The organism is Micromonospora sp. NPDC092111 (assembly GCF_044755745.1).
GTDB lineage: Bacteria > Actinomycetota > Actinomycetes > Mycobacteriales > Micromonosporaceae > Micromonospora.
In genome coordinates this window covers 1-22,972 of the sequence record NZ_JBIVRQ010000031.1, presented here as the reverse complement: position 1 = coordinate 22,972, position 22,972 = coordinate 1, and the positions used below count along the sequence as shown (strand labels likewise).

Annotated in this window: 17 protein-coding genes and 2 CRISPR repeat arrays; of the genes, 16 read left to right on the top strand and 1 reads right to left on the bottom strand. The window is 68.6% G+C overall.

The annotated features are described in order from the left end of the window. Positions 1-250 precede the first annotated feature (250 nt). The gene (locus ACIQG9_RS29265; protein ID WP_400408417.1) at positions 251-802 is read left to right on the top strand and encodes a GNAT family N-acetyltransferase; all 552 of its coding nucleotides are present in this window, start codon (positions 251-253) and stop codon (positions 800-802) included. Here the strand turns inward: ACIQG9_RS29265 and ACIQG9_RS29260 are convergent. Beyond that, entirely contained in the window at positions 799-2,436 is a 1,638-nt protein-coding gene (locus tag ACIQG9_RS29260; protein ID WP_400408416.1) for a hypothetical protein, read from the bottom strand. The two genes, ACIQG9_RS29265 and ACIQG9_RS29260, sit on opposite strands and share 4 nt — an antisense overlap. A gap of 516 nt (positions 2,437-2,952) precedes the next feature. Between ACIQG9_RS29260 and ACIQG9_RS29255 the strand changes: the two genes are divergently transcribed. The 15 genes from ACIQG9_RS29255 to cas2 all read left to right on the top strand — a co-directional run bounded on the left by ACIQG9_RS29255 (position 2,953) and on the right by cas2 (position 22,459). Further along, the gene (locus tag ACIQG9_RS29255) at positions 2,953-4,182 is read left to right on the top strand and encodes an FAD-binding oxidoreductase (protein WP_400408415.1); all 1,230 of its coding nucleotides are present in this window, start codon (positions 2,953-2,955) and stop codon (positions 4,180-4,182) included. Beyond that, positions 4,179-4,868 carry an N-acetyltransferase gene (locus ACIQG9_RS29250; RefSeq protein ID WP_400408413.1) on the top strand — a complete coding sequence of 230 codons (690 nt, stop codon included), beginning with the start codon at positions 4,179-4,181 and terminating at the stop codon, positions 4,866-4,868. Before ACIQG9_RS29255 ends, ACIQG9_RS29250 begins: the two co-directional genes overlap by 4 nt. Positions 4,869-5,031: 163 nt before the next feature. Then, on the top strand, positions 5,032-5,349 hold the full coding sequence (locus ACIQG9_RS29245) for a hypothetical protein (protein WP_400408411.1): 318 nt from the start codon (positions 5,032-5,034) through the stop codon (positions 5,347-5,349). Continuing rightward, positions 5,346-6,803, top strand: coding sequence for an APC family permease (locus tag ACIQG9_RS29240; protein ID WP_400408409.1), 1,458 nt, complete (start codon positions 5,346-5,348; stop codon positions 6,801-6,803). The genes ACIQG9_RS29245 and ACIQG9_RS29240 overlap by 4 nt, the downstream gene beginning before the upstream one ends. A gap of 473 nt (positions 6,804-7,276) precedes the next feature. Next, positions 7,277-8,005, top strand: coding sequence for a hypothetical protein (locus tag ACIQG9_RS29235; protein ID WP_400408407.1), 729 nt, complete (start codon positions 7,277-7,279; stop codon positions 8,003-8,005). Then, positions 8,002-9,222 carry a histidine decarboxylase gene (locus ACIQG9_RS29230; protein WP_400408405.1) on the top strand — a complete coding sequence of 407 codons (1,221 nt, stop codon included), beginning with the start codon at positions 8,002-8,004 and terminating at the stop codon, positions 9,220-9,222. Before ACIQG9_RS29235 ends, ACIQG9_RS29230 begins: the two co-directional genes overlap by 4 nt. 80 nt (positions 9,223-9,302) lie before the next feature. Then, complete coding sequence (locus ACIQG9_RS29225) at positions 9,303-10,439, top strand: class II histone deacetylase (RefSeq protein ID WP_400408403.1); 1,137 nt, start codon at positions 9,303-9,305, stop codon at positions 10,437-10,439. 540 nt (positions 10,440-10,979) lie between these two features. Continuing rightward, positions 10,980-11,519: a hypothetical protein gene (locus ACIQG9_RS29220; RefSeq protein ID WP_400408401.1), complete on the top strand. Its 540-nt coding sequence runs from the start codon at positions 10,980-10,982 to the stop codon at positions 11,517-11,519. Between the two features lie 556 nt (positions 11,520-12,075). After that, positions 12,076-14,278: direct repeats of the CRISPR family, unit length 37 nt; unit sequence GCTGCGCCCGGCCACCGAGCCGGGCGAGGATCGCAAC. A 236-nt stretch (positions 14,279-14,514) separates the two neighbouring features. Next, positions 14,515-16,782, top strand: a complete 2,268-nt coding sequence (gene cas3, locus ACIQG9_RS29215) for a CRISPR-associated helicase Cas3' (protein ID WP_400408432.1) — start codon at positions 14,515-14,517, stop codon at positions 16,780-16,782. A gap of 300 nt (positions 16,783-17,082) precedes the next feature. Next, the gene (cas5c, locus tag ACIQG9_RS29210; RefSeq protein WP_400408399.1) at positions 17,083-17,784 is read left to right on the top strand and encodes a type I-C CRISPR-associated protein Cas5c; all 702 of its coding nucleotides are present in this window, start codon (positions 17,083-17,085) and stop codon (positions 17,782-17,784) included. After that, positions 17,784-19,610 (top strand): type I-C CRISPR-associated protein Cas8c/Csd1, encoded by a 1,827-nt coding sequence (gene cas8c / locus ACIQG9_RS29205; protein WP_400408397.1) that lies wholly within the window; start codon positions 17,784-17,786, stop codon positions 19,608-19,610. Before cas5c ends, cas8c begins: the two co-directional genes overlap by 1 nt. After that, entirely contained in the window at positions 19,607-20,497 is an 891-nt protein-coding gene (cas7c, locus tag ACIQG9_RS29200; RefSeq protein ID WP_400408395.1) for a type I-C CRISPR-associated protein Cas7/Csd2, read from the top strand. Before cas8c ends, cas7c begins: the two co-directional genes overlap by 4 nt. Next, a complete protein-coding gene (gene cas4, locus ACIQG9_RS29195; protein WP_400408394.1) occupies positions 20,494-21,144 on the top strand; it encodes a CRISPR-associated protein Cas4 in 651 nt (216 codons plus the stop codon). Before cas7c ends, cas4 begins: the two co-directional genes overlap by 4 nt. Continuing rightward, positions 21,137-22,165 (top strand): type I-C CRISPR-associated endonuclease Cas1c, encoded by a 1,029-nt coding sequence (gene cas1c / locus ACIQG9_RS29190; protein ID WP_400408392.1) that lies wholly within the window; start codon positions 21,137-21,139, stop codon positions 22,163-22,165. The genes cas4 and cas1c overlap by 8 nt, the downstream gene beginning before the upstream one ends. Before the next feature lie 3 nt (positions 22,166-22,168). After that, on the top strand, positions 22,169-22,459 hold the full coding sequence (gene cas2, locus ACIQG9_RS29185) for a CRISPR-associated endonuclease Cas2 (protein WP_400408390.1): 291 nt from the start codon (positions 22,169-22,171) through the stop codon (positions 22,457-22,459). Between the two features lie 126 nt (positions 22,460-22,585). After that, positions 22,586-22,914: a CRISPR direct-repeat array (repeat unit 37 nt; unit sequence GCTGCGCCCGGCCACCGCGCCGGGCGAGGATCGCAAC). Between the last annotated feature and the right edge of the window lie 58 nt (positions 22,915-22,972).

Genomic DNA, 22,972 nt, shown 5'->3' with positions numbered 1-22,972 from the left:
CGTGCACACACCCGTCGCGGCCGGGTCATCTGCTGCGCACGGCTGGTTTGGGGCATCGGATCTTGGTCGACTGCTGTCCTACCGGGAGCCTCGTCCTATGTCGACACCCACTCTCCTCCACCCATCCCGACCAGGCCCGTCACGATGAAAAGGGTTCATTAACTACGAGGCTGGCAACAAGGGTTGCTCAGCGTAGTTCCCCGTGGCGCGGGGAAGGGCGGGGCCGTGGAGCGTCCGTAGGGTGGTGGGTGTGACCGATGTGACGTATGCCCGCCTCGGAGCAGAGGCTGCCGCCGGATTGATGGATGAGCTGTGTGAGGTCTACGCGGATGCCTACGGGCAGGTTCCTGGCGAGGACGCGACGGTCAAGGTCGACGCGTTTCGGAGCCGGGCCACGGCGGCATTGGGCGCGCGGAACTACGAGCTGGTCGTCGCCCGGGTGGGGGATGAGCTGGTGGGGTTCGTCTTCGGGTACAGCCTGCGGCAGGACCGGGACTGGTTCGCCGGGCTTCAGCCGGCCCCGGAGGAGGGGTTCACCGACGAGCGTGGTGGCGAACGTACGGTGGTCCTGGCCGAGATCGAGGTACGTAAGGCATGGCAGGGCCGGGGAATCGGGCGCGGCCTGCATGACGGATTCCTGAGTGGCCGCCGTGAGGAACGTGCCACGCTGTCGGCCAACCCCGCCGCGACCGGTACTCATGCGCTCTATGAGGGGTGGGGCTGGCAGCGGGTCGGTGTCGTTCCTGGAGGTCCCGGTGCTTATTACCGGGAATACGTCAAGTTCGTGCGCCCGCTCCGTTAGGCGCGGGGTGGCGACCGGTAGGCGTTGATCGCCTGGTCGAGTTCCCGTACCGCTCGTGTGCGTTTCCACGGGTCGAGTCCGCGCCGCAATTGCTGCACTCGCTGTTCGATGCGGCGTGTCGAGTTCACCGAGGCCAGCTCCACAACGTCGGAGATGGTTTGGCAGGCGAGACCGACGTTCTGTTGCCGTGCAAATGCCTCCGCGCGATACAGCAGGCGGAACGACCGCTCGTGGAGATTTCCTTGGTCGTTGAGCTTAAGGGCCCTCTCGGTGGTTGCCATGACCCGGTCAACTCCGTCGAACTTCAGGGCGTTCTGGGCGTTGGTAGCCCAGAAGAAGGACTCGTCGTAGAAGTACCACCAGGACTGGCTGGGTTGGGGGTCGGTGAGGGCTGCTTGCAGCGCGGTGTGTTCGCGGTCGAGGGCTTGTTTGGATTGGTGGGCTTGGCCGTCGGCGGTGAGTGCGCGGACGGCTACGTCGGCGGCGTAGGCGCGGGCGTAGGGGCTGCCGCTCTGGTCGGCCCAGGCGGAGGCGGCGACGGCGTGGTCGATGCCAATTCGCGGTTTGCCCTGCCAGGTTGCCAGGTGGCTCATTGTGCAGAGAATGTAGGTCACCAGTTCCACTGCTCGGGCCTCGTGTGCGGCGGCTCGTGCGTCGTCGTAGAACCGTTGTGCGGAGTTGTAGTCGCCCATGTTGAAGCACAGCCAGCCGGCGAGCTGGGTCAGTTCGGCGTAGGCGGCCACTGCTCGGTCGCGGTGTGGGCCCTGGGGAGCTGCTTTAGCCTGCTGTTCGGCGATGCGGCGATAGGCCAACGCGCTGGGCAGGGTGGGGCTCGCGCCGAGGACGTCGCCCTGCTTGCGTAGGTTGGGCATCATTGCTTCGCAGTGCGCGAGGGTGGCCGGTTCGAACCTTGCGGGATCGGCCAGCATCGGTGCGGCGCTGGCGCTGTCGGCGGAGCCTGCCAGCTCTAATAGCGGTGCTGTCGCAGCGACGGCCAGCGCGGCTGTCAGGCTGCTCAGCATGTCCCGGCGAGTCTGGGAGTGTGGTACTCGTTGCATCCACATGATGATGACCTGCGCCAACTCTCCGAAGTTGACCTCCTCGGGCAGGCGGTACAGGCCAGCCGCTTCCGCTTGTGACGGAGCGTCCGCCTCGGCACCAGGGCGCCGGCCGAGCAGGTCACGAAGCAGGATCTCTGCTTCGCTCGGCACTATGATTTCACCTACGAGGCCAGCGTTCATACCCTCGGGCGCGGCCGGGGCTGATCCCCTGGCGGAGTCGAGGTGGCGGAAGCTCGGCAGATCGGCCAGGAGGTCGGCGACGCTGCATTCGTAGATCTCTGCGAGGCGGGCCAGGTTGTCCTGCGAGGGTGAGTAGCCGCCCTTGCCGGGCCAGATCTCCCAGTACGAGAAGCTCTTGAACGTCTTGGGTTCGTTGGGCCAACGCAGGTTCCACTCCTCGGCGGCCTTGGCCTGGCTCCATCCACGAACGACGCGGAGCGCGACGCGGGGGTTGAGTCGGAACCTGTCGCGGAAGACCTCGGCGGCCTCGACCCATGTCCTTCCCGCTGACCGCAGTTCGGCGGCGAGGCGCGTTTGCTGTTGCCGCAGACTTTCCGAGTTCCCGCCGGTCACGTTTGGGGCCCTTCTCCGTCAGCCCTGCCCATCGATGTTGCTGTCACGGTACGCAATTCGGCCCGTCTATGTAACTTCCCCGCGACACGGGGAATTGACGGAATGAAACCTCCCAACGATCACAGGTGGCGGGATCAGGGCCATGTAAATGATCGTGGATGCAGTTGCCGTGCGACCGCTTCTCCGCACTGTCGAGGCGTAGCAGGAGAGGCGGACCTGTGGTGCGCGGGACGAGTTGTCCGATGCCAGCGTTGAGAGGGGTGGACGTGACGACCCACCGGATGAAGTGGTTCATGCCCGTCGATGATCGTCCGTTCGATCCTGGTTGCGTCTTCTTGGACCGCAACGCCGTGAACGTAACCACCCATGACCGTGCGGCGGGTGGACGCGCAGACGCTGCGGTGATCTCGGGTCGAGCCGACCTGCCTGCTGCCGATCGACGGGCACCTGTTACCAGCGCTTCTGCCGGCACCGCTTCGCCTCTCGTTGTGACGAGACGGTGGGTCGAATCGACCGTTGTGGGACGTCTTTGCAGGCCGCCGCACAATGGCTGATCTTGGGCGGTCACTGGCACTCGTTGTTACCGATCATGAGCGGGCGGCAGGGTATTTCTGGTCGTTCATGGCGGACCGGAGTGTGCGGTTCCTTCCGGAGCGGCTCGCGCCGGTGTTCTTCTCGACGCTCGCGGAGTCGATCGCTGGTCGGGGTGATCCTGCAGGCCGCCAGGCTGGTCTGGTGGTGCTGGGGCGCTTGTACCGGCGGTTCGATTTTTACCCGTACCACGGGACGGTGATTGCGGCGGCCCTGGTGGACACGGTGCGCCGGTTCGCCGGCGAGTCGTGGAACCCGGAGCTGACCCACGTCTGGGAGCAGGGTTGCCGTCGGACGTTGCGTGTGGCCGAGCAGGCGGCCGGGATGTTGGGTGACGGCCCGCATGTGACGTTCGGTGAGGTCGAGTCGGTGGTGTCGGCGTCCGAGGGGATCGCCGTGGTCACGGTGCGTCCGGTGCGGCGTCTGCGCTACCTGCCGGGTGAGGCGTTGCCGGTGTGTTCGCCTCGGGTGCCGGGTCGGTGGCGGTGGTTGTCTCCGGCGAATGCGCCGCGTCCGGACGGGACGGTGGAGTTCCACATTCGTGCCGTCCCCAGAGGTGTTGTCTCACCGGTGCTGGTCGAGCAGGTGGCGGTGGGGGAGTTGCTGTGGTTGGGGCCGGCGTGTGAGGTGGGGTTGTCGTTGGCGGCGGCCGGTGACGCCGATCTGCTCCTGGCCGCCGGGGGTACGGGGCTTGCGCCGTTGCGGGCGTTGGTGGAGCAGGTCGCCGCGTCACCGGGCCGGCGGCGGGTGACTCTGGTGGTGGGTTCCCGCACCCTGCTGGACCTGTACGACGCGGCGGGATTGGACGAGCTTCGACGGGCGCATGGTGACTGGTTGACGGTGGTGTTGGCGTTCTCCGACGACGAGGACGTGGACCCGACAGCCCAGGGTGACTTGCTGTCCCTGGTGTTGTACCACCATCTGCCGGGGCAGGCGGTGTATGTGTGTGGGCCGCCGCAGTTGATCGAGGAAGCGCGGACGTGGTTGCCGATCGGCGGCGTCGACCCCGCTGACCTGCATCTGGCGGTGACGTTCCGGCACGGGTTCGACGCGGCGTTGTGGGCGTCCCGGCAACGGTCCGCTGGCACCGCCGCCCCGGTCACCGGGACGACCGGCGGCAACGGCGGCGACCGCCGGTCGGGGAATGTGACATGACGCGGGCTGTGGTGGTGCGTCGGGCCTCGGGTGCGGATCTCGACGCGTTGTCGGTGGTGGTGGCGCAGGCGTTGTCCGCTGGCCCGCTGGGTGGCTGGTTGGTGCCGGACGCCACCGAGCGGCCGGTGGCGCTGCGCCGGTACGCGCGGCTGGTGGTGTCGTGGGGGTTGCGGGACGGCCTGGTGGACACGACCGACGACCGGTCGGCGGTGGCGGTCTGGTATCCGCGGGTGGAGGTGCCGGTGCCGTCTGCGGTGTGGACGTTTGACCTGCACCGGGCCCTCGGCCCCCGCGCGTCCCGGTTCGCGTTGCTGCACGCCTGCCTCGACGCGGTGGTGCCGCACATTCCGCATCATCATCTCGCGCACGTCGCGGCCCGTCCCGGCCGGGACGATGCGGTGCCGGTGTTGCTGGCCGTCCACCACCGGGGTCTGGACGCTGAGGGGTTGCCGTCGTATGCGGAGGTCCCCGGTGGTCGTCCTCGTGAGGGTGTGTTGGCCGGGCTGGGTTACGAGCCGAGGTCGCCGATCCTGTTGGAGTCGGGTGGCCCCGCGCTGTGGCGGATGTGGCGACCGACGCCCGGCAGCAGCCGGGCGGGCGGTGGGCTTCCGCGACGGGACCGGCTGTGCCGTAGCGGGACGCCGTTTCGCGGCCAGCTCATCCCGGTACCACCGCGTTCTCCCTGACCGCGCCCGGTAGGGCACCACTCGATCACTAGCTGGCGATGGCCGTATGGCCCGCCGGTCGCCCCTGTGCACCCGTAATCGAAGGAGGGCTTGCCTCATGTTGACCGCTGTCAGGCGTCCTGCGCTCATGTTCCCGCCCCGCAGACGTGGAGTCGGCCGGTGGTTGCCGCCCTGGCTGACCCCCGCCCGCACCCGGGCCGACGTCACCAACAGGGCAGAGGGGGCGTCGGACACGTTCGTCTGGGGCTACGCGATCCGCCGGGAGTGGCCGGACGGCGCGCATGACCTGTTCGGGTTCACGCCTCGCGCCGATGTCGCCCTGCGGCGGCTGGACCGGGACCGGGGCTACTGGCGGACCGGACCGGTCCGGCCCACGGCGGTGTATCTGGTCGCGGTCAACGCCGCCGACGTGGCTGCGCATCCGGTGCGGGGTTGCCGAAGGTCGTCGTGCCCGGACGCCCCACAGCGGGGGCAACGATGACGACGCATGCGCAGGTGGCCCTCGCGCGCCGGACGATGACGCCGTTCGGGTTGTCGATCTTCGGGGCGGCGGCGTCGGCACCGATGGTGGTCCTCGCCGGAGGCATCGTCACCACCTACGCCACGACGCGGGTGACCGCGCTGCCGTTGACGTTCGTGCTGGTGACGGTCGTCGTCGCGTTACTGACGGTCGGCTACACCGCGATGGCCCGGCAACTCGGCCATCCGGCGGCCTACTACGGCATCCTCGCCCACGGCCTGGGCCGTAGCTGGGGTGTGGCCGCCGGGATGGTCGCCCTGGTGGCCTACACGGCGATCCAGACCAGCCTGTACGGCCTGTTCGGGGCGACCCTCGCCGGGCAGCTCGGCGGCACGTGGTGGGTGTGGGCGGGTATCGCCTGGGTCGTCGTCGGGGCGTTGGGGGTGCGGGCGATCGTCCTGTCCACCTGGGTCCTGGGCGGTGTCCTTGCGGTGTCGCTGTTGCTCGTGGGGCTGTTCGTCGTGGCGGGTCTCGCTTCTCCGGCCGACGGTGGTGTGTCGTGGGAGGGGTTTGACGTCTCCGGGTTGGCGGTCAGTGGGATCGGTGGCGCGGTCGCGTTGTGTGTGGCGGCGTTTATGGGTGTCGACGTGTCGGGGTCGTTCGTCGAGGAAGCGGTGGACCGCCGGTCGATCAGCCGCGCCACCATCACCGTCGTTGTGGTCCTCGGCGGTGTCTACGCCGCTGCCTCGTGGGCGATGGGCGTCGCGGTCGGCCCCCACGCTGTCGCCGTCCGTGCCGCTGACCCGTCGTCCGGGCTGCCGTTCGTGGTCCTGGAGCGGGCCGGCGGGATATGGGTGGGTGTCGCCGGTCTGATGCTGGTCTTCGCGATCGTCACGTCGATGTTGGCGTTCCACAACGTCATCGCCCGGTACGTGTTCGCGATGGCCCGGGAAGGTGTCCTGCCCGCCGGTCTCGCCCACACCGGCAGCACGACCCGGGTGAGTGCGCCACGCGGCGGGTCTCTCGCACAGTCGGGTGTGGCGGCGGTCGTGGTGGGGGCGTTCGCGGCCGCCGGGGTCGATCCGGTGGGGGTGATGTTCACCTGGCTGTCGACCCTCGGCGCGATCGGGCTGCTGTGCCTGCTGCTCGCCGCCTCGGTCGCCGCGTTGACCGCCCCGGCCGTCGTGCGGGGTCAGCGGGCCGGGCTGTGGCAGTGGAAGGTCGCGCCCGTGCTGGGTGTGCTCGGCGGGTCGGTGGTCCTCGTCGCGATGGTCGGCAACGTCGCTTCCCTGCTCGGGGCCGTACCGGGGTCGCCGTATCCGCTGCTGCTACCGGCGATCCTCGCCGCCACCGCCACGGCGGGCGGTATGTGGGCCGGACATCTGCGGCGGTCTCGTCCGGAGGTCTACGCCGGGATCGGCCACGGGACGCCGAAGACCCATGACGTTCCCGACGCCATCAACGTCTCGATCTGACCCGGGGGAACCTGATGATGAAGACCCATACGGCCAACACACCACCGGGCGGACGTTACGGGGTTGATCCCCTGGACCCCGGCTGGCGACCGGAGCACCGGCCAGCGGCAGCGCCCGGCGGACCGCGTCGACCAGCGGACTCCGTACCACGGTCCGGTGCCGGCGCGGCTCACCCCCCGCCACCCACCTACGGCCCCGCCCGCCTCCCGCAACCCGGTCACGGCGCGGCCCACCTCCCACCGGCCGGTGATGGACTCTCCCGCCTTCCACCCGCCGGATACCTACCGCCGGCTACCACCGGCCCGGCCCCTGCGCCACCGCCCGGGTACGGCGCGTCCCGGACACCCGGCGCCCACCCGCCACCTGACGCCACCACGCCCCTCACCCGGCCCACTCCCTCGGCCCCACCGCCATCGTCCGGGCAGGCACCGGCGACTACCCAGGGGTCGGTGGAGCCTGATGGTGGGGTGTCGGTGGAGGCACGCAGGTGGGCTGACCTGCGGCAGCAGGTGGTGTATCGGGCGAAGCGGCTGAACGTGGGTCACATGATCGAGGCGGATCAGCGGTTCGGGCAGCGTGACGCGCTCGGCCCGCACGGAGTGATGCTGTTCTTCGTCTCCGACGCCCCAGCCCAACCACACGGCTACCAACTGCACACCGCCTACCGGCTGTGGCTGGCCTCCCCGGAGTCGCAGCACCTGCCTCGGTTGCTCGCCGACCTGACCGACGTGGCGGCGGACAACATCGCCCGCGCGGCGTCCGCCCACCGGTGGTGGCATCCGCTCGGACCGCAGGGGTCGATGGTCAACGGCGGGGACATGACCCTGCCCGACGGCGCGGTCTACGTCGGTGCGGGGGTGACCACCCTCGATTCCGACCAGGGCCGTTGGCAGCAGGTCGCCCGGAGACTGCGCGACATCCCCGCCGGCGGCCGGCGGTTGTCGGTGTTCGACCTGAAGGGCCAGTGTTACGCCCTGCTCACCGACGGCACCGCCCTGCACGTCGACCGTGACCCCCATGCCCCTCTCGGCGTCGACGGTATCCGCTGCACCAGGACCCTCGACCCCGACCGGGTCAGCTACTACAACCCGCACGAGTACCTGACCGAGCAGGGCGACGACACCACCCGCGGCACCTGGCGGCAGCTCACCAGGCTGCACCACACCCTGGCCGGGCACCTGCTCGCCGGACGGCCGGCATGACCCACACCCCTGCTTATCCGCTCGGCCTTGCCGACGCCGCAGACCTCCGCCGTACGCCGATCGACGTGACGGCCGTCCTCGACCACCTGGTGGCCGAGGTCGACGCTGCCACGCCGACGAGCATCGGTTTCCCCGGCGCGGTCGACCTCGACCATCGGAAGGTGATGGCCCGGCTGGGGCATCGGTTGTGGAACAACATCGGTGACCCGGCCGACGTCGGCGGGACGGCCCACACCCGGGTCCTCGAACGCGCGGTCATCGCCTGGCTCGCCGACACCCTCGCCATGCCCGCCGACGACCGGTGGGGGTACGTCACCACCGGCGGCACCGAAGGGAACCTGTCCGCCCTGCACGCCGCCCACCGCCGTCATCCGACCGCACGGGTCTACTACTCGGCCGCCGCGCACTACTCGATACCCAAGGTCGTGGAGATGCTTGGTGCGCGCGGTGTGCTGGTCGAGGCGGGCCCGGACGGGGAGATGAACTACGACCATCTCGCCGCGCGGGTGCGCCGTCACCGTCGGTGGCCGGCAATCGTGGTCGCCACCGCAGGCACCACGATGACCGAGGCGGTGGACGACACCAGCCGCATCCGGGCCGTCCTCGACGAACACGCCGTGCCAGGGCACCTGCACGTCGACGCGGCCCTGTCCGGTATCCCCCTGGCCCTCGACGGGCAGCTCCGCCTGGACGACGACAGCGGCATCGGCAGCATCACCGTGTCCGGTCACAAGTTCCTCGGGGTGCCCACACCGTGCGGGGTGGTGCTCATCCGCGACAGCCTCCGCCGGCAGGCCGCCCCGGTCGCCTACACCGCGACGCTCGACTCCACGGTCACCGGGTCCCGGTGCGGGCTGGCCGCCGCCCTGCTGTGGCACGCCATCGCCACCCACGGCCGTGAGGGACACCGGTGGCGGGTCAGCGAGGCCCGCCGGCTCGCCGCCTACACCGTCGACCGGCTCACCGCCGCCGGGTGGCCGGCCTGGCGACACCCCCATGCCTTCACCGTCGTCCTCGACACCCCACCTGCCACCGTCCGGGCGAAGTGGCTGCTGTCCACCGACGAGGACGTCAGCCACCTCATCTGCATGCCCGGCATCACCCGGGGCCAGATCGACGCCTTCGTCGCCGACCTCGCCGCCGCCACCCCGCGAAGGTCGATCCCGCGCCCCCGACCGGCGACCGCATCACCCGCCCCCGGCATCCGCACACCCTGACCGCCGCCTCACCCCCAGCATCTCCGATCCCGCTCCCTGCCCTGCGACACCGTCTGCCGATCCCTACGGAGGCGATCACTGTGACCACCGGTTACGTCTTCCATCCCGAATACCTGTGGCACGACACCGGCACCAGCGCCGGCCTGCTACCCGCCAACCCCACGGCAGGCGTACAGCCCGCCGTGCACATCGAGAACCCCGAGGCGAAACGCCGCACCCACGAACTGATCCACGTCTCCGGACTCCTGGGCGAGCTGACGGTCATCGAACCCCGGCGGGCCACGATGACGGAACTACTCCGCGTGCACACCCCCGCACACGTCCAACACATCAGAACCCAGAGCGACCTGCGTCAGGGAGGCGATGCGGGGGACGGGTTCTCCCCGGTCGGGCACGGCAGCTACGACATCGCCCGACTCGCCGCCGGTGGCCTGATCGCCCTCGTCAACGCCGCCGCCCAGGGCGACATCACCAACGGGTACGCCCTGACCCGCCCACCCGGACACCACGCCACCGCCGACACCGGCATGGGCTTCTGCCTGTTCAACAACATCGCCATCGCCGCCCGCCACGCCCAAACCACTCTCGGCCTCACCCGCATCGCGATCGTGGACTGGGACGCCCACCACGGCAACGGCACCCAAGCCATCTTCTACACCGACCCCACCGTCCTCACCATCTCCCTACACCAGGCCAACTGCTTCCCGCCCGACTCCGGATGGACCCACGAAAACGGCGCCGCCGACGGCGCCGGATACGCCCTCAACGTGCCACTACCACCCGGCAGCGGCCACGCCGCCTACCTCCACGCCATGCACCAGGTCGTCATCCCCGCCCTCGACCGCTTCGCACCCGACCTGATCCTGCTCGCCAACGGCGTCGACGCGAACGTCTTCGACCCCATGGCCCGACAGATGCTCACCGCCACCTCCTACCGCGAGATGACCAGCCTGCTCGTCGACGCCGCCGACCGGCTCTGCCACGGCCGACTCATCGCCGCCCACGAAGGCGGTTACAGCCCCTTCTACACCCCCTACTGCGCCCTGGCGTTCCTCGAAGAACTCACCGGCACCACCACCCGAGTCACCGACCCCTACGCCGCCGTCGTCGCCGGCTACACGGCCGAACCGTTGCGCGCCCACCAACAAGCCGTCATCGACGAAGCCGCCCACCTCGTACCGCGGATCGGCAAACGTGAGATCACGACCGCACCCTGAGGGACTGGCCAACTCTGTGGGCGGCGTCCACTGAATACGGTCGCCCACCGCAGCTTCGAGTAGCTCCGCCTTCGCCTGGACCTGGGCGGTTGGGAGCCCGGCAGCTCTCAGCAGCCCTACCCGTGGTCGCCGCACCGGTGGCCACTCGACCGGCCGCCGGACGCGGCAACGGACGGCGGTCGGTCCGGGCCGGCGGCAGGGGCCATCCCCCGTCCCCTGCCGCCGGCTACCCGGCCATGGCCCTGGCACCAGTTGCCGGCCGGTGCCGGCCGGCTCAACCATTCCGAGCCGTAAAGGTGTTTGACCGATCCGAGTAGAAAGGAGTATCGAGTGGTCTAGATCGCTGATATGCGAATCGGAATCGATCGTGCCTCCGAAGCGCCGGCATGATGATCACGATTTGCCGTACCGAGATGACCGCAGATCAAAAGATCGTGTGGCTTGACGCGACACTCGACCCCAGCGAACTGGTCGAACTCGCCCAGTCCCATGTCCGATCGTCACTGACGACAACCGCTGCGAACCAGGAGGGCCGCCCTCGTGGTACAGGTGCCGCTAGCCGGCAAGGTCGTCTTCGTGGACTGGCACAGCGTCCTGTCACGCGATCCCTTCTGGATGTCAATACGCGAAAGCGCAACACACCCACTGAAAGCGCAACTCGAAGCGAGTCTTGCCGAGGTGTTCAAGAGTAGAGCCAACGAGTGGATGAAAGGGCTACTCTCCTTGGAAGAGATCATCAAGTCCATGGACGTCGAGCTTGACGGACGATTTCGCGACGACTTCCTCACCCGACGGCTATACATTGACTGCGCGAAGATGCGAGTCAACGCCGAACTGTTCGAAACCCTCCGCAAGATCAAGTCGCGTGTCCTGGTGGTGTTGGCAACCGACAACATGGACTGCTTCCTGAAAACCTTCGACCGCGCACGGACCAGGAGACGCCGTCCCACCCCGCAGCCCGAGACCCTTGCTGACTGGGCGGTCATTCTTGACGACATCATCTGCTCCAGTGAAGTCGCGGCATTGAAGGCCGAAGACCTCAACGCTTCTTTGGGCCATGGCTCGCCGAGCACGGCCTAACCGTCGCCGACGCCGCACTGATCGACAATCGCGCCGACAACTGCACCGCCTTCGCCGAGCAAGGCGGCAAGGCGGTGCAATACAAGATGGGCATCGGCGAGGTCCACGATGTGTTCGAGGCCCTGACCGAGTGGATGGACTCGGAGCCTGTCACACCACTGAGGTGACGAGCCTGGTCTCGTCAATGCCCCCGGCTTCCCCAAGCACACCGCGCTGACCTCGGCCGACATGAGTGACACCGCTTGCAGAAGCAGATCATGCTGGCCGGTGTAGTGCCCTGCCCGCCAATCTCGCGCTCGCTCAGAAGGAGCCGGACGGCGACGCGGGCATGAAGTAGGAGTTGCGCGCTACTGTCGACCACGTCCTCGACGACGTCGAGCACCTCGGCAAACCACGACCCATCGACCCGCGCGGAGCTTTAGTGATCTAGGAACCCCCAGTAGACGCCAGAATCCCGGAGGGTTCCGAAGCAGAAAATACGGATCAGATGAACAAAAAGGACTGCGAGCAAGAAAGATTCGCATCGTCACATCGCTATATTTGCTGATCGCGCACCGCTGCGCCCGGCCACCGAGCCGGGCGAGGATCGCAACGATGGCTGACGCTGCCGTCAAGGAATCCGACAAGAAGCTGCGCCCGGCCACCGAGCCGGGCGAGGATCGCAACCGCAACAAGATGACCGAGGTGATGAAGGCGTTCGGCGCTGCGCCCGGCCACCGAGCCGGGCGAGGATCGCAACCGGTCGCATGTGGCCCTGTACCGGTCCGCCCGGAGCCGGCTGCGCCCGGCCACCGAGCCGGGCGAGGATCGCAACAGCCTGTCGGCCGGCACCTCGGACGGCAAGCGGACGCGCTGCGCCCGGCCACCGAGCCGGGCGAGGATCGCAACAGACCGGCCGGCGTCAGCCCGATCTGATCCGCGAAGCGCTGCGCCCGGCCACCGAGCCGGGCGAGGATCGCAACGACGGTCATCGGGCACCCGCCCGGGTGGTCGACCAGGTGCTGCGCCCGGCCACCGAGCCGGGCGAGGATCGCAACAGGACGTCTCCATTACCGAGATGTCGGATCGGGGCGTGGCTGCGCCCGGCCACCGAGCCGGGCGAGGATCGCAACGCGTTGCTGGGTGAGCGCGGCGGCCAGCGCGGTCGCCTGGCTGCGCCCGGCCACCGAGCCGGGCGAGGATCGCAACACCCGACACTGCCAGCCCCCAGGGGCCGACGGCCTCCAGCTGCGCCCGGCCACCGAGCCGGGCGAGGATCGCAACATCCCGAACACGGTGATGCAGCGCCTCGACACGGCCGCGCTGCGCCCGGCCACCGAGCCGGGCGAGGATCGCAACCGGACGAAGTACGGGATGCTGGCGTACCGGTGGGCGGGGTGCTGCGCCCGGCCACCGAGCCGGGCGAGGATCGCAACTGGCCGACCTGGCCGGCCCGTGGTCGCTGGGCGCGGCGCTGCGCCCGGCCACCGAGCCGGGCGAGGATCGCAACCCCCGGGCCGCCTGGGCGCGGGTGAGGGACCCGGCGCGAGCTGCGCCCGGCCACCGAGCCGGGCGAGGATCGCAACCCAGGTGACCGGAACGGTGACCGCCTCGGATCTGGAGCGCTGCGCCCGGCCACCGAGCCGGGCGAGGATCGCAACGCGGCGGTGGTCGTGTCGGTCATACTGATGCCTCCTGGCTGCGCCCGGCCACCGAGCCGGGCGAGGATCGCAACCTGACGAAGGCGGACTGGGCGGACCGGTACGCGGCGCTGCGCCCGGCCACCGAGCCGGGCGAGGATCGCAACGACAATTCGAAATCGATTAACGGCGACAGGCTTGCACGCTGCGCCCGGCCACCGAGCCGGGCGAGGATCGCAACACCTTCGCCCGGGTCATCGACTCCCAGACGTGACGCAGCTGCGCCCGGCCACCGAGCCGGGCGAGGATCGCAACACGGTGGCGACCGTGGCCAAGGGTGCCGAGTACGGATTGCTGCGCCCGGCCACCGAGCCGGGCGAGGATCGCAACACGATCAACCCCGACGGCGACGGCGACGTGTACTCAGCTGCGCCCGGCCACCGAGCCGGGCGAGGATCGCAACCTGAGGCTGCGGTCCAGCAGTTCGGCGATGTCCCCGTCGCTGCGCCCGGCCACCGAGCCGGGCGAGGATCGCAACAGCCGCACCGTGGGTGCCACATCGACACGGTCCACGAACGCTGCGCCCGGCCACCGAGCCGGGCGAGGATCGCAACACGAGATGGGCGAGGCCATCAAGATGGGTGGCCTCGCGTGCTGCGCCCGGCCACCGAGCCGGGCGAGGATCGCAACTCGCCGTCGAGGCGGTCGCGGAAACGTGCGAGCGGCGTGCTGCGCCCGGCCACCGAGCCGGGCGAGGATCGCAACGAATGGGTGCAGCTCCCCACCACGGTGCGGTACGAGGCGCTCCGCCCGGCCACCGAGCCGGGCGAGGATCGCAACAGGCTCAGCGACATCGCGTCGTCATCACCCAGGTCCACCGGCTGCGCCCGGCCACCGAGCCGGGCGAGGATCGCAACGCTCTACGCCGTGGTGCACGCCAACGGCTCCCTGGTGCTGCGCCCGGCCACCGAGCCGGGCGAGGATCGCAACCTCGGCCTGGTGCTCCGGGCCGGCCGGAGCCTCCAGAGCTGCGCCCGGCCACCGCGCCGGGCGAGGATCGCAACGGTGTTGAGCGCGATCCACCACCGGCCTACGGCGATGGTGCTCCGCCCGCTCGACGGACCGGGTGAGGATCGCAGCCTCTGGCGGCCCTCTGTGGAGTTCCTGCCCCCGGGTGGGTTTGCGTCGGGTCCACGGGGCAGTGGGCGGGGTTCGTGCTGCTACTGGTTTTTGCGCCCAATTCGATGTCGGCGGGCTTCCGCTTTGCTGTGTGCTTGGGCACGAAGGGGTCGACGGCTGCGTATATTGTCGTCGCTCCGGTGGTCAGTTCCCGCTTGACTTGTGGGAATCGCAACGATGTTCATAGGAGACTGATCGTGTCGGGTGGGAGTTCTCTCTGGGCGCATAGCCCTGCTGTTGGCTCTGGTCGGTGGCATTCTCTTGCGGAGCATCTTCATGGCACGGCGGGGTTGGCGCGCCGTTTCGCTGCTCCGTTCGGTGGTGGTGAGGTGGCGTACTGGCTTGGTGCGCTGCATGACGTGGGCAAGGCGTCCTGCGCCTGGCAGGACAAGCTTGCTGTGGTTGCGTCCACTGGTGGGGCGGTTGGTATTGATCACAAGGCACTGGGGACCAGGATCGCGCAGGAGCGTGGGCTTGGGCCTTTTGCTGGTGCGATCTTCGGCCATCATGGTGGGCTCGTCGATACGCCTGTGCTTTGGGCAGCGTTGCGGCGGAGGCTTGCTGATCGGCCCGGAGATGTGGCCTCTGCTGAGCAGGAGTTGCCTGGGTTGCTGCCTGATCTGCCGGAAGATCTTGCTTCTCGGGTGCCGGTGGGCTGGCGGGGAGACCAGTTGGTGGGGGAGATGGCGTTGCGCTTGTGCTACAGCGCTCTGGTAGATGCGGACAGTCTGGACACCGCCGCCCACTTTCAGGGGTTGGCCGGCCCTCGGGTCCGTGCGGATGCCGACTTCGGTCACCTCTACAAGATGTTCGAGCAACGACGCCGCGCGGAGATCGCCGGACGTGACGGCTCTCCGATCGCAGCCTTGCGGGAGCGGGTCTACGCAGATTGTCTGGCGGCGGCTGAGCGGGAGCCGGGGGTGTTCCGTCTCGGTGCGCCGACCGGCGCCGGTAAGACGCTGGCGAGTGGGGGGTTCGCGCTACGTCATGCGGAGAAGCACGGGTTGCGCCGGGTGATCGTGGCGGTTCCGTTCCTCACCATCACTGAGCAGAATGCCGCCGTCTATCGTCGGCTGTTGGACGAGGAGGGTAGTGAGCCGGTCGTTCTGGAACATCACAGCCAGGCCGACTTCGATGATCCGGATGCCGGCCGGTGGGCGCGGCTGGCTGCGGAGAACTGGGACGCGCCATTTGTTGTCACTACCTTCGTCCGGCTTTTCGAGTCGTTGTACGCGCGTAAGCCGTCGGCGATGCGTCGGGTGCATCGCCTGGCCAACTCGGTGATCGTGTTGGACGAGGTGCAGGCGTTGCCGCATGCGATGCTCGTGCCGATCCTCGACGGTATCCGCCTTCTCGTGCGGCACTTCGGCGCGACCGTCCTGCTGTCCTCGGCGACGCAGCCGAGTTTCTGGGCGTTGGATGAGTTCAAGGACGTGCCGTGCACGGATCTGATCCACGACACTCCGAGGTTGGTCAATGAGCTTCGGAGGGTACGGTTCGAGTGGCAGCTCGACCCGCGGCCCACGTTGGCTGATATCGCTGACCAGGCCATAGGGGAACGGTCCGCGTTGGTGGTGGTCAACACGACGGCGGACGCGAAGGCGGTGTTCGAGCGGTGGCATGACGCTGAGCCGACGGGGGTGGCCTGGCACCTGTCGACCCGGATGTGTCCGGAGCATCGACGGCGGGTGCTCGAGCAGGTGCGCACTCGACTCGACCGGGGTGAGCGCATCTTGCTGGTGGCCACACAACTGATCGAAGCTGGTGTAGACCTTGACTTCCCGGTGGTGTTCCGGGCGATGGCGCCGGCTGACTCGTTGCTACAGGCGGCCGGGCGAGCCAACCGCGAGGGCCGGATGGCCCACGGCGGTCGGGTGGTCGTCTTCGCGCCGCAGGACGGCGGGCAGCCGCCCACGTACAAGACGCTGGTCGGCTGTGCCGGACGTCAATTCGGACCCGGCAAGGCAGACCCGGACGACCTGGAGGCGCTCGGACGCTACTACCGCAACGTGTACGACACGCTCACCCTCGCCGACGGTCAGCACGTTGGGCAACGCATCCAGGCTGCCCGGCAACAATGGGAGTTCGAGACCGTAGCGGACGGACCGATGGACGCGAGCACCGGGCGGCGGAATCGGAAGCTGGCGTTCAGGATGATCGACGACGACGCCATTAACGTGGTGACGCCCCAGGGGGCCGAGACACCCGAGCTGCGGGAAGAACTGGAGCAGCTCATCGTGGACCTGCGCCATGCACCGGTCCGGGAGCTCGCCAAGCTGCGCCGCTTACAGCCGTACACGACGAACCTCCACCCCAGCGTCCTACGCCAGCCCGGCGTGATAGCGCTACTACGACCGATTCTCGGCACCGAAGTGCGGCGAGGCGCGCTGGTCGAGTGGATCGGCGAGTACGACAACGCCACGGGGATCAACCTCGACCCGAACCTGGAGCAGTTCGTGTTCTAACGTCGGCCAGGCCACCAGGTGAGCGCGCCGCGCGCTCACCTGATGACTGAGTCAATCCAAAGTCCTGTGTGGCCCTGCGGCCGTGATCAAGGCATGCCGTGTCGGGTGGAGTCCCGCTTTCGACGTCGGGCGAGTCGGATTCTTGTCAGTCCTTCATGGAGTGAGCCGGCGTGGTGTGGCCGTTCCTGTCGTACCGGTCGTGGATCGTCGCACTTGTTGTGCGAGGAGGCCTCCGGTTTCGTGGTGTGGTCTTTCTTCGTTCGTGTGTTCGATGGGGGCTGTCGTGGGAGGGACCGTGTGGTGACGACGGAAGTAGTCAATGGGGTGACTCTGCGACGGAGCGCGGAGGGTGACCTTCCGGTGGTGGTGCAGGTCAGTGGCGAGGCGGCGTTGTTCTCGCGGCCGGAGTTGAAGGTGGAGCGGGTCAGCTATCCGGTGATGACTCCGTCTGCCGCGGTGGGGGTGCTCGAATCGATCTTCTGGAAGCCGGAGATGCGGTACCAGGTTGTCGCTATCGAGGTGCTCAGGCCGGTGAGGCAGTTTTCGATCCGGCGGAACGAGACCTCGGATGTCGCGCCGTTGGCGGAGGCACTGAAGGGGTCGCGTCGGGTTGACACTGCCGCGCACCGCGATCAACGCAATGCGGTGTGCCTGCGGGATGTGGCGTACCGCATCCATGCTCATGTCGAGGTGGCGGCGCATGCGGACAAGCCGGTCGCGGCGTACCGGGATCAACTGCGTCGGCGGGTCCGGAAAGGGGCCTGTTTTCAGCAGCCCTACTTGGGCACTCGCGAGTTCAGCGCGGAGTTCGGCTGGCCGGATGACACGCCACGGGCGGATGTCAACGAGGAGATCGGCATCATGCTGCACTCCATCCACCGGGACGGGCAGTCGGCTCAGCCGCGGATGGAGTGGTTCGCCGCTCGGGTGGTCGCCGGGGTGTTGTCCGTGCCGGAGCGGGGGATCGAATTGGCGCTTCCGGTGGAAGGGCCGGTGGGCTAGTGCTGTTGCAGCGGCTGGTGGAGTTCGCCGACACCAGCGAGGACGTCATCCCGCCGTTCTATTCCCGCAAGCCGGTGCGCTGGAGCCTGGAGATCGACGGCGACGGCGTACCCCGGGGTGGCCTGGTCGATACGGCGAACAAGGACGACCCGAATTCTCGGTTCGGTGCGCCCCGGCTGGTGCCGGCGGTGACCCGGACCGTCGGGATCTCGCCCGCGCTCGCGGTCGACACCGGGGAGTACGTCTTCGGCTGGATGTCGGAAGGGGCCAAGCCGGAGCGGGTCGCCAAGCAGCACGCCGCGTTCCGTGCCCTGATCACCGACTGGGCGGCAGCCGAACCAGACGGTCACGGTCCGGCGATCGCCGCCTTCTACCGCGAGGGGCACGCCGACAGCGTTCTACCGCCGGCTGACTGGAGCAGGGGAGACCTGGTCGGCTTCTGGGTCGACGGGCTCTATGCGGCGGACGCTGTCGCGGCGCAGCGTTTCTGGGCCGGGGTGGCCGGTGACCGGAAGGGCTCCGGACGCTCCGGGCTGTGTCTGGTCTGCGGGCGGGTGCAGTCGCTGCTCCACACGATGCCGCAGCAGATTCCTCGGCGGTGGGTGCCGGGGGCCACCCAGAACGCGTCGCTGGTCAGCATGAACGAAGCCACGCACGGCTACGAGCTGCAGAAGTTCCTGACCCACACCCCGATCTGCGCCGACTGTGGGTTGAAATTCATGACCGCGCTGACGGCTCTGCTGTCCGATCCGCGGCACAGCACCGGTCTGTCCGGGCAGAACGCTCGGCTCGCCTGGTGGGTGCTGGGTGGGTCGACCTTCGACCCGTGGTCGGCCGTCGAGCAGTTGGACCCCCGCCAGATCCACGCTCTGGTCGCTGGGCCGGCGAGCGGCACGGAAGTCTCCCTCGACGAGTTGTCCCGGTACTGCTCGGTGACGGTGGGCGGCAACGTCGCCCGCGTCGTCGTGCGGGACTGGGTCGAGCAGCCGATCTCCCGGGTCAAGGACAATATCCGGGCCTGGTTCGACGACCATCGGATCGTCGACGCCTGGACCGGTGAGGTGGCCACCATCAAGGTCTCCCAGCTCGCCCGGGTAGCGGGTCGATTCGAGGCTGGCCGTAACGGAGGCCCTGGGACCTGGACGAAGTTCGGCGCATCCGGTGAACACCGGCCGCCTGACCTGTTCCACCGGCTGCTCAGTGCCGCGCTACTCAAGCGACCGTTGCCGCCGAAGCTGCTTAATCACGTCATCAACCGCGTCCGGATCGACGGCCGGCTCGACGCTGCCCGCGCGGCGTTGATCCGGCTTGCCCTGCGCCGTCACCCGACCCTGCCCGAGCATGAACGAGAGAGGCTGACGCCGACCTTGAACGTCGCCCACAAGCAGCCGGCCTACGTGTCCGGCCGCATCTTCGCCGTCATGGACGACCTGCAACGCACCGTGTTCCGGGTTGCCGACCAGAGGCTGAACACGACCTTCGCCGAACGTTACTTCGGCCGCGCGATCGACAACCCGCAGGTCGTCATCGTCTCCGGCCGCCGCAACGTGCAGGCGTGGCTCAAACGCCTCCGCGGGCCGCTGCGCCGACCCGGCTGGTCGGACGCGTACGAACGTCGACTCGACGACCTGTTCGTTCAACTCGACGTGATTCCCAGCGCTGCGGTGCTGACGGACAAGGCCCAGTTCATCCTCGGCTACCACCAGCAGCGGGCCGAGATGCGGGCCGAACGACTCGCCGCAGCCGCGAACAAGAAGAAGACCGACCTCCCCCCGGAGCCCGACGACGTGGCACCGACCGCCGCCGACGAAGGAGACGACGCATGAGCGCCGCGCACCTCGACCCGACCCGCCGCCACGACGCCGTCCTGCTGTTCGACGTCAGCGACGGCAATCCCAACGGCGACCCGGACGCCGGCAACCAGCCCCGCACCGACGACGAGAGCGGACAGGGCCTGGTCACCGATGTGGCGATCAAACGCAAGATCCGCGACACCGTGTCGCTGCTGCGCGGCGACGACCCGCGCTACGGCATCTTCGTCGAAGCCGGCCACGCCCTGAACACCCGGATCGACGGCGCCTTCGCCGCCAACCCGCCCAAGATCAGCAACAAGCCCACCCCGGCGGAGAGCGCGGCAGCCCAGCAGTGGCTCTGCGCGCACTACTTCGACATCCGGATGTTCGGCGCGGTGCTCAGCACCGGCAAGAGCGGCGGCGCCGGGCAGGTCCGTGGCCCGCTCCAGCTCACCTTCGCCCGCAGCATCGATGCGATCCTGCCCACCGACCACACCATCACCCGAGTCACCCAGACCCGACAGGATGACATCGACAAGGGTGAGCGCACCGAGATCGGCTCCAAGTGGACCGTCCCGTACGGCCTCTACCGCGCCCACCTGTTCTACTCCGCACCCCGCGCCGCCAAGACCGGCGTCACCAGCGACGACCTCGCCGCCCTGTGGCAGGCCCTCACCGTCATGTTCGACCACGACCGGGCCGCCAGCCGCGGTGAGATGAAACTCTGCGGGCTCTACGTGTTCACCCACCCCGACGCCTTCGGAGCCGCACCCTCGGCCGCCCTCACCCAGCGGATCACCGTCAAGCGGACCAACGACGACAAGGCGCCACGCGCTCACACCGACTACACCCGCAGCATCGAGGAGTCGGGGCTGCCCGACGGCGTCGAGCTGACCAAGCTGGTCGACCTCTGGCCGTGACCGACGACCACCCCACGGACAGCGGCACCGACCTGCGGGAGGTGCCGCTGTCCGCGTTGGAGCACTACGCCTACTGCCACCGGCAGACCGCGTTGATCCACGTCGAGGGCGTCTGGACGGAAAACGTCGAGACGGTACGCGGCGACCTGAGCCACACCACCGTCGACCTGCCCGGCATCCAACGCCGCCGGGGTCTCACCACCATCCGGTCACTACCGGTGTGGAGCCACACCCACGGCCTACGCGGCATCTGCGACGTCGTCGAGTTCGAGAAGAACACCGCCACCCCTGTGGAATACAAGGTCGGACGCTACAAAGCGGGCGGCCCCGCCGAACTGCAACTCGGGGGACAAGCACTGTGCCTCATCGAAGCCGGCTTCGATGTGCCGACCGGATACATCTACTCCGTCGCCGAACGCCGCCGACACCCCGTACCCATCGACCACGACCTGCTCGACCGGGTCATCGCCGCGACCGCAGCCGTACGCCGACTGCTGCACACCCCGGCGCTGCCGGCGGCCCGCAACGACGCCCGCTGCCGACGATGCTCCCTGCGCGAGGACTGCCTGCCCGAACTGACCGACGGCCGGCAGCAGCCCACACCCGACCTCTTGACCCCACGACCGTTGGGACAGTGGCGTGACTGAACTGCTCAACACCCTCTACGTCCAGACCCCCGGCACCAGCCTGCGCCTCGACGGCGACACCGTCCGGATCTACCACCCCGACCAACCGGGACGCCACCTGCTACCCCTCGTCAGACTCGACCACCTGGTCCTGTTCAGCGGCGTGACCCCCACCGACGACCTGCTCCTGCGCTGCGCCGACGACGGCCGCTCGGTCAGCTGGCTCACCGGCAGCGGCCGATTCCGCGCCGGCCTGATCGGCCCCACCCACGGCAACCCGCTACTACGCCAAGCCCAACACCGCGCCGCCGACTCACCAGAGCGCCAGCTCCCCATCGCCGTCGCCATCGTCGCCGGCAAAATCCACAACGCGCGACAAGTCCTCCTCCGCACCGCCCGGGACACCAGCGGCCACCGACAGACCGCCCTACGGGCCAGCGCCGAACTCCTCGCCGGACGACTCGAACTCCTCACCACCACCGCCAGCACCAACGAAGTGCTCGGCGTCGAAGGCATCGCCGCACGCGACTACTTCGCCGCCATGCCCTACCTGCTCGGCGACAACAAAGATTGGAAAGCATCCGGCCGCAACAAACGACCACCCACCGACCCCCTGAACTGCCTGCTCTCCTTCCTGTACGGCATGCTGCGCGTCGCCGTCCATGGCGCACTTGAACAGGTCGGACTCGACCCCTACATCGGCTTCCTCCACGCCGTCCGACCCGGCAAACCCGCCCTCGCCCTCGACCTGATGGAAGAGTTCCGACCCCTCCTGGCCGACCGTCTCGCCCTGACCATGCTCAACCGACGAGAGTTGACCCCCACCGACTTCGAGGAACTACCGAACAGGGCATACCGACTCACCGACCACGGACGAAAAACCGTGCTGGCCGCCTGGCAACAGAGCCGACAACGCGACTGGCCCCACGCGCAACTCAGCCGCCAGGTGCCCGCTGCGCTGCTCCCCCTCATACAGGCCCGGCTACTCGCCCGCCACCTCCGCGGGGACACCGCCGCCTACCAGCCCTGGACGGTGAACTGAACCGTGGACCTGCTCGTTACCTACGACGTGGAGACGGTCACCCCACAGGGGCAACGTCGGCTCCGCAAGGTCGCCAAGATCTGCGAGGCGTACGGACACCGCGTGCAAAAATCGGTGTTCGAAGTGGTCTGCCGCGACACCGACAAGGTCCGCTTCGTTGCCGCTCTCCGAGACGCCATCGACCCCACCCAGGACAGCATCCGCATCTACCACCTGCCAGTCCACGCCCTCGACGACGTCGAGCACCTCGGCAAACCACGACCCATCGACCCGCGCGGAGCTCTAGTGATCTAGGAACCCCCAGTAGACGCCAGAATCCCGGAGGGTTCCGAAGCGAAGAATGCGGATCAGATATACAAAACGGACCGCAAGTAAGTCGGTAGCGGATCGTCAGGTCGCTATATTTGCTGTTCGTGAACCGCTGCGCCCGGCCACCGCGCCGGGCGAGGATCGCAACCCGTGACGTGTTCCGGAACTGTCCACAGACGAAAGCTGCGCCCGGCCACCGCGCCGGGCGAGGATCGCAACACGGTGAACCGATGGACTGGCGTATTCCAATCGCAAGCTGCGCCCGGCCACCGCGCCGGGCGAGGATCGCAACTCAGAAGGACGTTCGGGGGGAGGGGTGGCGCGTGCTTGCTGCGCCCGGCCACCGCGCCGGGCGAGGATCGCAACGAGCGGACCGTCACGCTGAACGCCGGGAATCAGCCGCGCTGCGCCCGGCCACCGCGCCGGGCGAGGATCGCAACGAGCGGACCGTCACGCTGAACGCCGGGAATCAGCCGCGCTGCGCCCGGCCACCGCGCC

What these genes read in the sequence shown, in the direction of transcription:
- ACIQG9_RS29240 (WP_400408409.1), top strand. Translation starts at nt 5,346, where the DNA reads ATGACGACGCATGCGCAGGTGGCCCTCGCGCGCCGGACGATGACGCCG.
- ACIQG9_RS29250 (WP_400408413.1), top strand. Translation starts at nt 4,179, where the DNA reads ATGACGCGGGCTGTGGTGGTGCGTCGGGCCTCGGGTGCGGATCTCGAC.
- cas7c (WP_400408395.1), top strand. Translation starts at nt 19,607, where the DNA reads ATGAGCGCCGCGCACCTCGACCCGACCCGCCGCCACGACGCCGTCCTG.
- ACIQG9_RS29230 (WP_400408405.1), top strand. Translation starts at nt 8,002, where the DNA reads ATGACCCACACCCCTGCTTATCCGCTCGGCCTTGCCGACGCCGCAGAC.